Genomic DNA, 16514 nt, shown 5'->3' on the forward strand with positions numbered 1-16514 from the left:
ATTATGTTTATCAAAAAATTTTCAACGGATAAGGAATCAGGCTTATTCTGATGATCTGTTCATTCCAAATCATTTTCCATTCCTTTTAGCTCATCTTTTCTTTTTTTGATAAATACCGTCGGCCTGATGTCATTAATTTCAGTGAAAAGATCTGTAAAAGTCTGTCGGGAGGAAATACCACAATAGCTGGTTAAAGCTTCGATGGTATAATCTAAAAACTTCGGATTGTGGTAAAGCTCATGGGTAATATAGTTGATCCGCAGAATATTTAAATAGGTATTAAAATTATTCCCTTTATATTCATTGATGACCTGAGATAAATAGGTGGTATTGGTATTGAATTTTTTGGCAAGATCTGACTGGGTCAATCCTTTTTTGGTAAATTCCGCTTTTGATTCAAACTTGTCTAATTTTTCTAATAAATCTTCCACTACCGATTCCGGGACTTCTGTTTTATTTTCTTTTCGGGTGATTTTCTTTGCTTTATTTTCATGATCACCAGATAAAAGATCTTGTTTTTCACGGATTAATCTTTGCTCCAGTTCAAAATACCGTTGCTGTGCTTTTTTTTGTTTTTTATTCCTATAAATAAGAGTGATAACAAGAAACGCAATAGTTAAAATTGATCCGAATAATACGATAAGACCTTTAGAATTGATGCTTTCTAATTGATTTTGCTTTGCCAGTAATGCCTTTGTTTCATATTCTTTATGAATTTTAGAAGCCAGATATTTAAAATCTCTTGTCAGAATACTATCCGCTTTTAATAATTGTTTGGTAAAGAAAAGTTCTTTTTCAGCCTGTCCCGATTGATGATAGTGATTGATTAAAATTTCATAATTTTCTCTCACCTCAGGAAGTAAGAAATTATGTTTCTGAAAAATAGAATCTACTTTAGTGAAATAGTTTATTGCTTTTTCTGTCTGATTTAGTTCTAAATAAGACTTCCCGAGATAAAAATAACTGACAGAGGTCCAGGTAAAATCATTTGCCCTTAATGCCGGTAGTGCACTGTCTAAATTTATTATTGCTTCCTGATATTTACCTTTTCGGAAATCTAAAATCCCTTTTGATTTCAAAAAATAAGCGTTTTCCAGTGAAAAATCATTTGATTTGGGAAGATTGGAAATCCCATACTTAACTATAGAATCGCTTTTTGTCAAGTCATTTAAATTCGTATAGCATATGGCCTGTTGATGAAGGCTGTTAAAATAACCTTTTTGGTTATTGAATATAATATTAGGATGGGCTTTGCTCTTGATGACCGGTTCAAAATACCTTATACATTTATCAAATAAGGTGAGCGCTTCATCATAATATCCCAAATAACTTTTGACTACACCCAGATGGTAGATAATACTGTTTTTTAAGTATTGATCTTTTGTTTTTAGTGAATAATCGTATGCTTTCAGGTATTCATCTAAGGCGGGCTGATATTTTTTATAAAAAAAATAGTATACAATACCTCTGGTCAGATAGGCATTGCTTATCAATTCAGGATCCTTCGACTGTAGTGAATACACTACGCAGCTGTCTGCATATTTCAGTTTTACAGCTTTGTCTTCAGAATAGTAGATCAGGTCTTTATAGCCCTGAAAAATGTGATTGTAGTTATTTTCAGATTGGGCAAATTTTATATAATTATGGACATAAGGAATAGCCTTCTCATTATTTTCTTCAAAGTTTTCATATAAACTTCTTAAATCATTCAGATGTCTTGTTCCTGTTTTAGCCGGATTCTGACAAAAAAAATGATTTGTAAATAAAAGAAAGTAAAATATTATTGCCGTTTTCTTTAATAAAAGCATAGATAATAAATAAAATACTTTCAAATTTAATCAAAAAAGACCAGAAAATGCCAATAATTCCTATTTCAATGAAATATGGTTTAATGTATTTGTTATCAGTGTTTTGTATTTGTAATGATTTATAAATTAGGACTCTCTGATTTATAAATCAAGCCAAAGTTTACCTGAAAAGAACCTGTTTAATACATAATTTTAGCTCAAGCTTAGAACACAAACCCGGTACCGGAATAAACTCATTAAATGAATAAAAGACATGAAAAGGTTTATCCCATTATTACTTCTGATAACAGTATTTAATTCTTGTAGTAAAGACGATGATGATATAATACAGGAAAGTTTAAATCAAAATAAGGAAGTAAACAAAACATTAAAAATTAACAGGTATACAAATGAAGAATTAAATTCTTCTGTTAAAAGCAAAGATAGTCTTATGATGGTGGACACACCGGAGAAAGCAGAGAATGAGGAAGCTGATGAAGAACCTCCTGTAAAAAATGGTAATCATTGGATTATTGGTAAATAATTCCAGTTTCCTGAATTATCATGAGAAAATTTAATAGTAATGAAGCATTTTAGAATATTGTTGTTTTCTTTTTTGGTGCTATTTCTGAATAGTAAACCACTTTTTGGGCAACAATATACGCTTAAGGGGCAGGTTGTTGATAAAGAAAAGAAACCGATCGAATGGGTAAAAGCTAATATATTCAGGAATGACACACTGGTTGCAGGCGGCATTACAACAGATAGTGCAGGCTTATTTACAATCCGGATGCTGAAAGGAAATTACAAGTTGGTTTTAGAACGCTTCGGAAAAGAATATTATCATCAGAAAATCAATATTTTGAGGGATTATGATTTAGGAAAAATTGAAATTAATGAATCTATCTTATTGGAAGGAGTTACAATTACGGGCAACCGGAAAATTGTTGAGCGTCAGTTTGATAAAGTTATTTTCAATGTTTCGAACAGTCCTTTAAAACAAGGATACAACGGGTTGGAAATTTTAAAACGAAGTCCGGGACTGAGAGTGAATTCGAAAGGTGAAATTTTGTTACGTAATGAAAATGTAATGGTAATGGTAAACGGAAGGAAAATGAATTTCTCTGCTTCAGAGCTTGAAAATTATTTGAATGGTCTCAATTCAGAAAATATAAAAAGTATTGAAATCCAGACTTTAGGTTCTGCAGATACTGATGCCTCGAATAGCGGAGGAGTAGTTAATATAGTTTTAAAAAAGATACCTGTCGGTTTTCAGTCCACGATAAAAACATCATATGCTTATCGGGATAAAGATCACGCAGGGTATACAGGAGGAGTCACCAGTCAGTTTGGTGCAGCAAAATGGAACATCTATAATAAAATAAACTATTCGGATAACACGAATCTGTCGCGTTTCAACTCAACAACCAATTTTTTTAATACTCAGGGCAAAAATGTAAACTATGGGGAAAGTGATAATCATAACAAGAATTTTAACATGACCACAGGTGTATTTTTTTACCCATCAAAGCAACATGAGATTGGAGCTGAAGTTTATTTTTCAAACACTAAAGTACACCGGGACGGCTGGGAGAATCTAATGGTATATAACCCTTCTCATAGTTCCACATCTGATAACCGGTCCCTTTATGAAAATAAAAACAATTTCTGGAATGCCACCTTAAATTATGTTTTCAAACTGAATGATAAGGGGAGCTCTATCAAATTTATCGGTGATGCCGGAAATACCCAGTTTGATAATAATAACGAAGTTGACAGCAGATATACTTATGGTTCGTTACCTGATAATTACTACAGGTATTTAACAGATGCGAATTCAAATTTTGTTAATCTACAGACCGACTGGCATCAAAAATCAGAAAAGAACTGGGAATGGACCCTAGGTGTTAAATATGCACAGGTGAGAAGAAATAATCTGTTGAATGTTTTTCTCAATGATGACGGGGCCTGGAATCCAGCCAGCGGCGATCAGGATTTTGATAATAAAGAACAGGTGCTGTCAAATTATATAACCGTTGCAAAACAATGGGAAAAACGTCACAATCTGAAAATAGGATTACGTACAGAATATACAGATCTCACCGGAACCGATAACATCAATGCTACAAGAGTGAAAAGAAGTTATTTTGATTGGTTTCCCAACCTTTATTATGGGTATACATTAGCAGATAATCAAAGTATTTCGGTTTCATATGCACGCAGGATAAACCGGCCAAGTTTTAGAGATCTTAATCCGTTTGTCATCAAACAAAATGATTTTTTATTTCAGACGGGAAACCCGGATCTCCAGCCTCAGTATACCAGTAAAATTGATCTGAGCTATACGCTGAAGAATCATACATTCTCATTGTTTGGCAGCTTTTCAGATAATATTATCGCAGGAGTCTATTCAGTTCAGGGTAATATAACCTATTATAAACCTGAAAACTTTGGAAAGTCACAGACAGTGGGACTCTATCATTCCTTTAATGGAAACTTAGCGAAGTGGCTTTATACCAGTATTTCATCCGGTGTTTGGTATTATAATTTTGAGATCGGAGACATTTCTCATAATAGATTTTCATTCTATACAACATGGAGTCTGCAGGTGAAATTTGACAAAACATTTTTCCTGGATATTACGAATGATTACAATACTAAGAGCCAAAGTAATGCAGTAGAGTTCTATGATCAGTATGGGCTTGATCTTGCGCTTCAGAAAAGCATACTGCAGGGTTCAGGTATTATTCGCCTAAGCTGGGATGATGTATTTAATACACAACGGGATCGTAATATCTCAAGGTACGAAAACTTTGATTTTCATTTCTACCAAAAAAGGATTACGAGTTATCCTACCTTGACATTTACCTACAATATTAAAAATAAGAGCAAAATAAATAATAAAAATATACAAAAGGGCAATGACAATATCAACAGATTGTAAGACCCTAAAACTTCTTTTTCGCGAAAAGGCAATCCGAATGATCTTTCCAACTGAAAATCTGTAAGATTGTAAGCCCGCTTCTAAGGCTTTAAATAGGAAGGGACTGTTTCGCCTGAAGAAACATAATAAATACTTAATCTATAAATTTCAAAATCATGAAAAAAGAAATCAAATTCAAGAAAGGAGGCTTAACTTTAAACAAAGAAACTCTTTCAAAAATCAATGAGAGACAAATGAAAGCTATTGCAGGTGGTATTGCACGTGCAGCTGCTACTTCAGTTCAAGAACCAACTAAAGAAGAGCAAGTAGTTGCAGGTAGCAACTGTTGTTCATCTGCTAACACAGCTTGTTGCTAGTTAGCCAATTAAAAAAAGGCGAAGTGCAACAAAAAGCACTTCGCTATTTTTTTTCCCTAATTTCTATTGTTCTTAAAACAATTATGGCTAATAACAAATCGGTAAATTATTAAATTATGAAAATAGGATTGTTAGATTTTGGAGTAAGATCCCCAAACATTAACAGCTTAGCGGTCATAGAGGATTTAGTGGATTATGCAATTCTGGCAGATCATCTTGGGTACAGCAGATTTTGGCTTGCAGAACATCACAATTTTGATCCCCTTGCAGCATGGCTTAATCCTGAGGTACTACTCCCTATAATTGCCGGGGCTACAGACCAGATAAGAGTAGGAGCGGGCGGTATCATTCTCTCAAGTCATTCTCCTTACAGAATTGCTTATACATTTAAATTACTTAACAATGTTTTTAATGACCGAATTGATCTGGGAATTGCCAAAGGATATAGCAACAGAAATATTAACAGTGGTAAAAGCGGTTCACAACTGCGGATTACGGAAAGCAAAGAGCAGATAGAGCAGAAGCTTAGGGATAATCAGGAATCTTTGATTAATTATCTTAATGATGAGGATCAATTATTGAAAGAAGAGATTGTCATTCCCCCGTTCAAAGGGATAATTCCGCAATTATGGAGTCTGACAGGATCTTTCAGAAATTTTGAAACCTTAGCGAAACAAGGGCTCAATATCTCAAGGTCTTTGTTCCATTTTGGCTCTGATGTGTCCTATAATAAGGACATAATAACAGAATATCGTGAACTGTTTATGACATACCACGGGCGGATGCCGGAAGTTTCTTTAGCTTTTTCGGGTGCCTGCTCAACAGATGGTATTCGTGCTAAAAAAAGTTATGAAAATCATTCTTATGGTTTTATTCCGGATAATATTGTAGGGTGCCCGTCACTATTTCATGATCGCCTTTCAGAGTATAAAGAAAATTATAATATTGATGAATTTATTTTTATGAATGTTGCTCTGGACCCTGAAGAAAGGGCAGAGGGGCTCCATCTTATTGCCGATACATTACAACTAAAACAATAACCATACTAACTCACAATATGTCTAATCAAAAACTTATAACATTACTTGAAAGAATTAATGAAATCCTGCTTCCTTTGGAACATGAGCCCGATTTTAATAAAGACAGATATGCGCTTCTGGCCGGTGATTCGCTATTTAGTGGAAATCTCGGACTGGTAGTATATCATTATAATTTTTATAAAATATTCGGCAGTGAAAACTCCCGGGATCTGGCCATGAAGCTCCTTCAGAATATTATTGAAAGAGTTGAAGATGGAACCGGAACACTCAGTAATTATACCCTAAGTTATGGGCTTTCAGGTTTAGGAATGGTTCTGAGTCTGTTAATTAATGGAAATTTCATAAACACTGACGATGTTGAATTAGGAAATTTAGACGAATTGGTTTTTGAATGGGCAATAGACAGGATCAGAAATAATGATAGTGAATTTATGCATGGTGCATTTGGTGCTGTTCATTATCTTTGCGAAAACTCGGAAACAGGCTCATTCGGAAAAGAGTATTTTGATATCCTCATTCAGGAGCTTAAAGCAAAAGCCATACATGATCCGGATGGAGGAATTTATTTTGATTTATTCAATCAGTTTATTCCGGAATATCCCAGAAATTCCATTAATCTTAGTTTTTCTCATGGGATAACAGGAATCTTATTTATTCTACTGGATCTTATTGATAAAGGCTTAATCGATGAAAAATATAAAGATTTTGCCCTTGAAATAGTAAAATATCTGGAATCAAAAATCGAAGACGTAGATTTTTCGAAAAAAATTTATTGCCACTCTGACAGCGTAGTTTCAGAAATCATTACAGGACGGAGAAACACCCGTCTTGCATGGTGCTACGGAGACCTGAACCAGGTGGTCACACTATTACATGCGGGGCAAACCCTTAAAGACGAATCCCTGATTGCACTAAGTAATAAAATAGGTATAACCACTACTAAACGACTGGATTTTGAGCAGACCTATATTTCTGATACCCAATTCTGCCATGGAACAAGTGGTTTGGTATATATCTACGATTATCTTTATGAAAAAACCCACCTCGCTGAATATCTTACGGCTAAAAATCATTGGCTGGAAAAAACATTAGACCTTTTAGAATCAGAGCTGAATACCGACTATTACACCCAAAAAGATAAGGCCGGTGAATTGCTGGAAGGACTTCCGGGAGTAGCTTTAGTGTTATTATCTGAAGTTGGAAAATCACAGGGACAAAAATTAAATTGGGGTAAAATATTTTTATTGTATTAAAACAAACACTAAGCTAATTTCTATGTTGACACCTGAGAATTTTTATTTATTACGTGCTCCTTATCTGCCTGTATCAATTGCGGAGAAAATCCTTAATAACCCTGATCTGACACAGGAAATCCTAACTGAATTATGTCAGGATCAGGATATAAAGCAAGCGATATTCTTAGCTTCTCCTGCTTTGTTTAATGAATTGGAAACCTATTTATCACAGGAAAATAAACATCCTAAGATGAAGAAGGTGGAACAATCTATCCTGAAGTATATCATTCGGGCCAGTTTCAGGAGTACTCCCTATGGAATGTTTTCCGGTGTAAGCCTGGGAACACTTGAAGATACAACAAATATAATTCTCAATGAAAAAAATAAACATATTTCAATCATCAGACTTGATATGCAGCTTCTTGACATTATTGTCCAAAATATTGCCGCAAGAGAAGATGTACAGTCTGCATTGAAGTTTTATCCGAATTCGAGTTCCTATTTGATTAACGGAAGATTACATTATTTTGAATCTCAAATGCTGGGAAGAACAAAAACATTTAACCATTCAAGTATAGAATATTCAGAATATATAAATGAAATAATTGTATTAGCGCGAGACGGAGCCACTAAAGAAGAATTCAGAAACTGCTTTGATCTCGACGAATTTGATGTAGATGAAATTGATGCTTTTATTGATGAACTTATTGACAATGAAATAATAGTACACAATCTCCATCCATTACTGACCGGAGAAAATGTCCTTGACGATATTATTAATAAACTGGATGCTTTACAGATCCCGGATCTGTCGCCTGTCTTACAGTCTTTGATTAAGATCAGAGAAACCCTTGAAGCTACTGTAGGGATCACAGAAAAAAAAGCTGTAATTGAAGCAGAAATTCAATTATTCGGAATTAATAATTATGACAGTGATTTTTTTCAGGTGGATTTAAACCTCAGCAAGTTTAAAAACCAGTTAAATAAAAAAGTTGTTGAAGAAATTGTAGATCAGGCGGCAGAAATAGCTTCCATAATGCCTAATAGCATTGTAGAGGATCTGGAAAATTTTAAGACACACTTCATAAACCGCTATGAAAATCGGGAAATGCCATTAGCCCATGTTCTGGATTCAGAATTCGGAATTGGATATGGCGATTCCAACAACCATACTATTGGTGCATTGGAGCTGATAGGCGGAATTACGAATTTTAAAAACAATCCGATACAGCTTCTTCGGTTAGATAGTTTTCACAAACTGAAATATGAAAAATTTTATCATGCCTTACGTCAGGGATTATTTGAAGTTGAGGTTACTCCGGAAGATATTGAGTTTTTGAAGTCATCTTCAAGAGGAAAGTCCGTATTTCCCGATAGTAGCTATATCATGGGGAATTTAATAGCAGAGAGTCCGGAAGCAGTTGATGCAGGCCATTATAAATTTAAGCTGGATTATTTTAATGGTCCTTCAGCGGTTACATTACTGGCCAGATTCTGTCATACAGACCCGGAATTAATCGGTAAACTGAAAACTGCTATTAAGAATGAAGAAGCGCATTGTGATGCCGTGTATGCGGAAATTGTACATGCTCCCCAACCAAGGCTTGGTAATGTGATCCAAAGACCTGTTTTGAGAGAATATGAGATCCCTTTTTTATCTGCGAGTGGAAACGATCGGGATAAATGTATTGATATTGAGGATTTAATGGTGTCTATATCGAATAATATAGTAGTACTTCGCTCCAAACGACTGGATAAACGTATTATTCCTTGTTTATCTTCCGCACAGAATTTCAGAGTGGCCAGTTTACCTGTATATAAATTTTTATGTGATCTTCAACATCAGGGGATCATGGCTTCATTTGTTTGGGATTGGGATGCCTTCCGTACTGCTAAATTTTTACCACGGGTTATTTATAAAAATATAATTCTTTCCCCGGCTACCTGGAATATCGATAAAAATATCCTTGAACGATATGCAAAACTGACCGAACCGGAAGATATAACCATCGGATTCTCCGCATTCCGGAAAGATTTTAAAATTCCTGCTAAAGTACTTTTAGTAGATGGGGATAATAAATTGTTAGTCGATTTAGATAATGAATATAGTCTTGATATTATATATAAACACTTTCAGAAAAAACAGCACATAACCCTGGTTGAAACATTCTTTTCTTCAGATCAGACAGTCGTAAAGAATACAAATGATGAAGGGTATACCAACGAGATTGTTATTCCTGTCTCAAAAGTAACAGATCATACGACAAAGCCCGCAAAAGCTTCAGAAAAAGTTATACTGAACAATATAGCTCAACGTAAATTTAGTCTGGGATCTGAATGGTTGTACGTGAAAATTTATGGCGGAGCTTTATTGCTTGATCATATATTAAAGACAAAAATAACTGATCTCACCACAGTCTTAGAGGAGAGGCAGCTCATAGATAAATGGTTTTTTATTCGATACGAAGATCCCGACCATCACCATCGGTTGCGGTTTCATTTAAAAGATATTAGTTATCTGAATGAAGTAATAGAGCTTTTTAATACGATTTTATATGATGAAATATCTAATCAAAGTATTTATAAAGTTCAGTATGACACTTATGAACGGGAGATTGAACGTTATGGTAATGATCTGATAGAAAGCTGCGAAAGTATTTTTTGGAAAGACAGCACAAGCATTTTTGAAATGCTGGAAATAGCTTCGGACTATAGTCATGAAGAGAATTCAAGATGGCTTTTTGCCTTACAGTCTCTGGATGAATACCTGACTTCTTTCAAAATCGATATAGAACATAAAATTAAATTTACCGATATATTATATGACAGCTTCTGTAAAGAATTCGGAGATCCTAAAGTCCTGAAGCAGGACCTGGATAACCTTTACCGTAAAAACCGCAGTGTCATTGAAGATCATTTCCAAAAAAACGAACTTTATCAGGAGTATTCTGATATTTTAAAAAACAGAAATGAATCATTAGCCGGAGCAATGAATGAAATTCTTCAGTATTATTCACAGCGAAACATGAAAGGAATTCAGATTCCTATTATTCCGAGTATAATACATATGAGTATCAACAGGACATTTCCGGCTTATCAGCGTAAATTTGAAATGACAGTGTATTATTTCCTGAATAAATATTATAAAAAAATATATTATACCAATCTTGTCTGATATGATATTTGTTCATCAACGAGACCAAATGGATTGTGGTCCTGCCTGTTTAAGCATGGTCACTAAATATTTTGGCAAAAACATCAGTCTCAATTATATTAGAGAAATATCCTATGTTACCCGTGAAGGAGTTAATTTACTGGGAATATCAGATGCTGCCGAAAAACTGGGATTTGAAACCTTTCCTGCTCATCTGTCTAATGAAGAGCTGGAACTGAATAAGGAAAATCTTCCCTGTATAGTTCACTGGAATCAAAATCATTTTGTGGTATTGTATGAGATTAAAATCAACAGGCTAAACAAAAAAAAGATCTACAGAATAGCTGATCCTGCTCACGGTTTTGTTGATCTGCCAATAGAGAAATTTAATTTATCATGGCATTCTGACAATAAGAAAGGCGTTGTTCTTTTTCTTCATCCTACAGAAAAATTTAATGTATTAGAGAATAACCATTCAGAAAATAACTATCTGAGACATATAATAGCCTACACCAAACCTTTTAAAAAGCAGATAGGACTGATGCTCCTAATGCTTTTTTTAGGGAGTTGTATTAGTTTTGTATTCCCTTTTTTAACACAAAAACTAATCGATAAAGGGGTCAATGCTAAAGATATGAACCTGATCGGAATCCTGTTACTGGCACAACTGGTTTTATTTGTAGGTTCCATTAGTTTTGAAATTATAAGAAATTGGTTAATGCTGATTGTAGGGACTAAACTTAGTGTCAATATCGTGTCTGATTTTCTGAAAAAACTCTTTAGATTACCCTTGTCGTTTTTTGAAACCAAAAATATTGGAGATTTCAATCAAAGAATTTTGGATAACGGAAGGATTGAAAGGTTTCTCACCTCACAAAGTCTGGTTACTTCCTTTTCGATCTTAACGTTTTCTGCCTTTTTCATTGTTCTCTGGTATTACAATATTGTTATTTTATTGGTCTACACTATTATGACTGTTATCGCGGTATTATGGTCGGTATTCTGGCTGAGAAAACGAAAAAAACTTGATTATTTCCGATTTCAGCAGTCCAGTGAACACCAACAGGGAATCTATGAAATTGTAAATGGCGTCACGGAGATGAAACTCTATCAGATGGAAGATTATAAATTAAATAAATGGGAGGATATACAAAAAAGATTACTGGCAACTAATATAAGGTTATTAAAAATTGATCAGATCCAGTCATCAGGATTTGAGTTTACCAATCAGCTCAAAAATATAATAGTCACATTCATCGCAGCCAAATTAGTAGTTGATGGCCGCATAACATTGGGAGCTATGCTGAGTGTATCCTATATTATAGGACAGATGAATGCTCCCTTAAATCAGCTTATTACATTCTTAAGATCTCTTCAGGATGCCAAATTAAGTATGGAACGAATTTATGAAGTTGAAACACAGCCTGAAGAAGAGAAAGATGGTGATAAGGAGATTCATATTTCCAAATCCGGAGATCATCAAAATGTCAATGCGGTAGAAATAAAAAATGTATCATTTCAATATCAGGGGCCCAAATCCAATTTTGTGCTTAAAAATGTTTCATTTGATATCCCTGAAGGTAAAGTAACCGCGATTGTAGGAGCTTCCGGAAGTGGAAAAACTACATTGATGAAACTTTTATTAAAATTCTATCCGGTTACTGACGGTGATATTCAATATCATGATTTAAGTATTAAAGATATATCTGCCAGAAGCCTTCGGGAAAAATGCGGGGTTGTAATGCAGGACGGTTATATATTATCCGAAACAATTGAAAGAAATATAGCGACCAGTGCTCCCGAAATCAATGAAGAAGAGCTGCACCGGGCTTCACGCTTAGCGAATATTACTTCTTTTATCGATGAACTGCCACTGGGATACAAAACAAAAATCGGAGCAGCCGGAAATGAAATATCCGGTGGACAAAAACAAAGAATATTGATTGCAAGGGCGGTGTATAAGAAACCCCAATTTCTGTTTTTTGATGAAGCAACATCAGCACTGGATACGGAGAACGAAAAAATTATTCACGATCATTTGCAGACTTTTTTTAAAGGAAGAACTGTTGTAATTATAGCCCATCGGCTTTCTACCGTTAAGAATGCAGATCAGATTATTGTCCTTAAACACGGTCAGGTGGTGGAGCAGGGGACCCATCAGGATTTGGTATCGTTAAAAAAGGAATATTTTAATCTGGTGAAGAATCAACTTGAATTAGGGAATTAAATGAAATTAGGTTTTTCGATATTTTATTGTATCAAAAATCACTGATTTATTGACCAGCCCAGAACCTAGTACAGTAATTATGGAGCTTCTTGAAGTAATATCGTCAGACAGGCTTAGGAATGATGGTTGTTGCAACCCCTTTTAAACCTCTTACAACCTATATTTTTTCCATGAAAAATATTTTTTTTAAAATTATTCGTATAAATATTTGCACATATAGATTAAATACTTACTTTTGTACCCTTCAAAAGGGGGATTGGCGCAGTTGGCTAGCGCGTTTGACTGGCAGTCAAAAGGTCACGGGTTCGAATCCCGTATTCTCCACAGCGTGTAATTAACAAAGTCTTTACATTACGCTAAAAGCTGATTAATCCTGCAAAATTTAATTTTTGCAGGATTTTTTTTATCGTGGAAAACCAGTGGATCAACACCTGAGCCTTTACCAAAAGAAATTATCTTAACAAAACAATAAATGAAAACTCAGGTCTATGATCTGAGTTTTTTTATCTGATCCATTTAATTGAAAACATTTTTGAAGCTTATCTTATTAGATGAGCTTCTATGTTATTTTATCATCTGTGTTACATCTATAAATAAAAAACCTGCTGTATTTCTACAGCAGGTTATATAACTAAACTTTTATGAAAAAAATTCATAATATCAAAGCTAATGTTTTTCAAAACGCACTGAAAATTAATCCTATAGAATAAAATACCATATCCTGTAAAACTTTTTCTACCTGTTTGTATAAGTTATTTCACATCAGTGGGTATTAATGAAAATTTAAATTTCAGTTATCGTTTTATAAACACACAGGGGTCCGTTTTGTTTTACTTTTGGTGCTTAAATAACACACAATATGGTAAAAAAATTATGGCGGATTCCCCTGTTATTGGGAATATTGCTCTTACTATTTAACAGCTGTAGAGTTGATGATCCTGTGAGTGAACAACAAAGTACATCCAAGGAAAAGATCGCAGCTTTTGAAAGATTTGAAAAGGCAAACAACTCCAATCAACCCGCTCCGGGAACAGCTGAAAAAAAATCCTACATTAGCTATGCAGAGCCTTTTGCCCACATTATCTCCAGCTTTCTGAAGAAGCATCCTGAATATGAAGAAAAACTTCATGAGCAAATCGGTACAATTCGATTGGATGTCTCCTCTCAGACCTTTGGAGAAAAGGCTAAAATTGTCGTTTTTCCGGTCACTGAGAATAACTCAACCCAAGTGATCGGTTCCTGGGTAGGAAGAGTAAACCCTGAGAGAACCTGGGTAGATTTCGTATACCTTCACGGAGGTTCTGAAGACAGTCAGGCATTTATCAATACTTTCCAACAGTATTACAATGGAAAAAATAAAACTGCCAATGCAAATACGGCTGCAAGGTATGGAGATCCGTATCATCAGGAAATTCCCGATGTAACCATTATAAAAATGAATCCGTGGGGGCATAGCGGAGGTGATGGCGGTGTAGACGACTGGACCCGATATATGGATGAACATCCTTATGAAAATGGCCATTTTGATACCATGAATGGTGATTCTACAAGACATGATGACGGGGGTACTTATAATACATTTCAGCCTGCTCAAAATCCTTGTGAACAAACAAAAAGTATTGTAAACAATGCCAAATCTAAACCGGCAATTGATGCATTGAAAACCCAATCTAAACAGAATAGTGAAGATGGCTATAAATTTAAAGCTGACGGAACCCCTTCTCAAGTGATCCATGGTGGTGAACACAGTGTATCTTTTGGGGATAAGTCGGGGTATGAAGGAGCTTATCATAATCATACTTCCCGGGGAATCCCAATGCTGTCCCCTCCGGATATTGATCAGTTACTAGGTTTTGCAAGAGCCCAGCCATCTTCCAATTCGGCAAACGTAAATAATGCATTTATGGGAATGGTTGCTCCTAATGGTATGCATTATCTAGCTACTTTCGGCGGAACTTACCAGGATGCTGTAAAAACTTTTTCGCAGGATGATTTGGACAATTATACAACAGACTTTTCAAAATTAGAAAATGACTTAACAGATGAAACAAAAAATGGAATGACTTATATGGATGGTAACGGAAACATAACCAATAAAGGTGTTGAAAAACTTTTTTTTGAGACTTTGAAAAAGATGGGATTAGAAGGAAAAGTTAATCTTCAACGGATTGAAGCTGATGACACAGTGAAAACTATTAATTTAAACGCTAACAACGACCCAATTCCAACAACTTGTTAATAAAAAATATAGAAATGAAAATTAGAAATTTTAAAATTACAATATTATTGAGTCTATTATTTATGATATCATATAAGGCTCAGATCTTGCCACTCAATACTGCACTCAATGATATACCGGCAAATGCTTATATAAAAGATATTAATAATGAATTGAATCCGTATATAGGTACATATAAAGCAACCTATCAGGGGAATGAAATTACACTATTTATAATAAAAGAAGATTATAAATTGGAAAAAAGTTCTGACAAAAATTACTTTATGGATGCTCTAGTAGTAAAGTATATTGTAAAAGATTTTTCAGGTAAGATTCTTCAGGATACTCAGAATAATTCTATCCCAAATATTAAGCTTTATAGCATAGGAACAAGACCCGCCAAGAATACGGTTATTTTTTACTACACTGGTACAAATTGTGGTGTAGGTTGGGGGAAAATTATATTACAAAAAATAAATGATACACAAGTATCTTGGGATTATCGCCCCAATGACACAGTACTTGACGACAGTAAATGCCCTCCCGGAACAGATATTAAAATTTACCTGCCTGAAACAAAAGATTTAATTTTCACAAAACAGTAAAAATAAAATCCGGGATTTTATTCTGGGACTTTGTTGATACAGTATCTGATGACATTATGAAGACTATCAGTTTAAACAACAGTAATGAACCTAAACGACCCATTAATATAAAAATGAAATTTAAAAATTTAAAAATTACAATATTATTGAGTTTATTATTTATTCTATCGTGTAGGGCTCAGACCTTGCCGCTCAATACTGAACTCAATGACATACCGGCAAATGCTTATGTAAAAGATATTAATAATGAATTGAATCCGTATATAGGCACTTACAAAGCAACCTATCAGGGGAATGAAATTACATTATTCATAGTAAAAGAGGACCATAAACTTGAAAAAAGTTCACGGAAAAATTATTTTATGGATGCTCTAGTAATAAAGTACATTGTAAAAGATTCTTCAGGTAAAATTCTTCAGGATACCCAAAATAATCCTGCGTCGAGAATAGAGCTCTATAGTATAGCGACAAGGCCAGCTAAGAATACTGTTATTTTATATTATAGTGGTACCAATTGCCATGTAGGGTGGGGTGATGTCCTTCTAAAAAAGATAAGTAATACCCAAATTTCATGGGAATACCGTCCCGATAATATAGTTATTGATGAAAAAACCTGTCCTCCCGGAACAGATATTAAAATTTATCTACCCGAAACAAAAGATTTAATTTTCACAAAACAATAAAAACAAAATCCCGGATTTTATTCTGGGACTTTGTTGATACAGTCGCTGATGACATTATGAAAACTATCAGTTTAAACAACAGTAATGAACCTAAACAACCCATTAATATAAAAATTAAAATTAGAAATTTAAAAATTACAATATTATTGAGTCTATTATTTATGATATCATATAAGGCTCAGACCTTGCCACTCAATACTGCACTCAATGACATATCGGCAAATGCTTATGTAAAAGATATTAATAATGAACTGGATCCCTATAT

11 protein-coding genes and 1 tRNA gene are annotated in these 16514 nt (G+C 34.3%); 11 read left to right on the forward strand and 1 reads right to left on the reverse strand.

The window, feature by feature from the left end:
* Window positions 1-59: 59 nt before the first annotated feature.
* A complete protein-coding gene (locus JO178_RS10845; protein ID WP_291935262.1) occupies window positions 60-1808 on the reverse strand; it encodes an AraC family transcriptional regulator in 1749 nt (582 codons plus the stop codon).
* Between the two features lie 253 nt (window positions 1809-2061).
* On the opposite strand from JO178_RS10845, the gene JO178_RS10850 reads away from it, so the two are divergent.
* From JO178_RS10850 to JO178_RS10900, 11 genes are all read left to right on the forward strand, one after another.
* Entirely contained in the window at window positions 2062-2331 is a 270-nt protein-coding gene (locus JO178_RS10850; RefSeq protein WP_291935264.1) for a hypothetical protein, read from the forward strand.
* Between the two features lie 39 nt (window positions 2332-2370).
* Window positions 2371-4731: a TonB-dependent receptor gene (locus JO178_RS10855; protein WP_291935266.1), complete on the forward strand. Its 2361-nt coding sequence runs from the start codon at window positions 2371-2373 to the stop codon at window positions 4729-4731.
* Window positions 4732-4886: 155 nt separating this feature from the next.
* Window positions 4887-5087 carry a class I lanthipeptide gene (locus JO178_RS10860; RefSeq protein WP_291935269.1) on the forward strand — a complete coding sequence of 67 codons (201 nt, stop codon included), beginning with the start codon at window positions 4887-4889 and terminating at the stop codon, window positions 5085-5087.
* 116 nt (window positions 5088-5203) lie between these two features.
* Window positions 5204-6127, forward strand: coding sequence for an LLM class flavin-dependent oxidoreductase (locus JO178_RS10865; RefSeq protein ID WP_291935271.1), 924 nt, complete (start codon window positions 5204-5206; stop codon window positions 6125-6127).
* Between the two features lie 17 nt (window positions 6128-6144).
* Complete coding sequence (locus JO178_RS10870) at window positions 6145-7380, forward strand: lanthionine synthetase LanC family protein (RefSeq protein ID WP_291935273.1); 1236 nt, start codon at window positions 6145-6147, stop codon at window positions 7378-7380.
* Between the two features lie 22 nt (window positions 7381-7402).
* Window positions 7403-10537 carry a lantibiotic dehydratase gene (locus tag JO178_RS10875; RefSeq protein WP_291935276.1) on the forward strand — a complete coding sequence of 1045 codons (3135 nt, stop codon included), beginning with the start codon at window positions 7403-7405 and terminating at the stop codon, window positions 10535-10537.
* 1 nt (window position 10538) lies between these two features.
* Complete coding sequence (locus JO178_RS10880) at window positions 10539-12743, forward strand: peptidase domain-containing ABC transporter (RefSeq protein WP_291935278.1); 2205 nt, start codon at window positions 10539-10541, stop codon at window positions 12741-12743.
* Between the two features lie 250 nt (window positions 12744-12993).
* Window positions 12994-13067, forward strand: a tRNA-Ala gene (locus tag JO178_RS10885).
* Window positions 13068-13602: 535 nt separating this feature from the next.
* Window positions 13603-14982, forward strand: a complete 1380-nt coding sequence (locus JO178_RS10890; protein WP_291935280.1) for a hypothetical protein — start codon at window positions 13603-13605, stop codon at window positions 14980-14982.
* Window positions 14983-14996: 14 nt separating this feature from the next.
* Complete coding sequence (locus tag JO178_RS10895; RefSeq protein ID WP_291935282.1) at window positions 14997-15566, forward strand: DUF6705 family protein; 570 nt, start codon at window positions 14997-14999, stop codon at window positions 15564-15566.
* A 113-nt stretch (window positions 15567-15679) separates the two neighbouring features.
* A complete protein-coding gene (locus JO178_RS10900) occupies window positions 15680-16249 on the forward strand; it encodes a DUF6705 family protein (protein ID WP_291935284.1) in 570 nt (189 codons plus the stop codon).
* Window positions 16250-16514: the final 265 nt, after the last annotated feature.

Origin of the sequence: Chryseobacterium sp., from assembly GCF_019236175.1 — a bacterium.
GTDB lineage: Bacteria > Bacteroidota > Bacteroidia > Flavobacteriales > Weeksellaceae > Chryseobacterium.

What these genes read in the sequence shown, in the direction of transcription:
- JO178_RS10845 (WP_291935262.1), bottom strand. Translation starts at nt 1,808, where the DNA reads ATGCTTTTATTAAAGAAAACGGCAATAATATTTTACTTTCTTTTATTT.
- JO178_RS10850 (WP_291935264.1), top strand. Translation starts at nt 2,062, where the DNA reads ATGAAAAGGTTTATCCCATTATTACTTCTGATAACAGTATTTAATTCT.
- JO178_RS10855 (WP_291935266.1), top strand. Translation starts at nt 2,371, where the DNA reads ATGAAGCATTTTAGAATATTGTTGTTTTCTTTTTTGGTGCTATTTCTG.
- JO178_RS10860 (WP_291935269.1), top strand. Translation starts at nt 4,887, where the DNA reads ATGAAAAAAGAAATCAAATTCAAGAAAGGAGGCTTAACTTTAAACAAA.
- JO178_RS10865 (WP_291935271.1), top strand. Translation starts at nt 5,204, where the DNA reads ATGAAAATAGGATTGTTAGATTTTGGAGTAAGATCCCCAAACATTAAC.
- JO178_RS10870 (WP_291935273.1), top strand. Translation starts at nt 6,145, where the DNA reads ATGTCTAATCAAAAACTTATAACATTACTTGAAAGAATTAATGAAATC.
- JO178_RS10875 (WP_291935276.1), top strand. Translation starts at nt 7,403, where the DNA reads ATGTTGACACCTGAGAATTTTTATTTATTACGTGCTCCTTATCTGCCT.
- JO178_RS10880 (WP_291935278.1), top strand. Translation starts at nt 10,539, where the DNA reads ATGATATTTGTTCATCAACGAGACCAAATGGATTGTGGTCCTGCCTGT.
- JO178_RS10890 (WP_291935280.1), top strand. Translation starts at nt 13,603, where the DNA reads ATGGTAAAAAAATTATGGCGGATTCCCCTGTTATTGGGAATATTGCTC.
- JO178_RS10895 (WP_291935282.1), top strand. Translation starts at nt 14,997, where the DNA reads ATGAAAATTAGAAATTTTAAAATTACAATATTATTGAGTCTATTATTT.
- JO178_RS10900 (WP_291935284.1), top strand. Translation starts at nt 15,680, where the DNA reads ATGAAATTTAAAAATTTAAAAATTACAATATTATTGAGTTTATTATTT.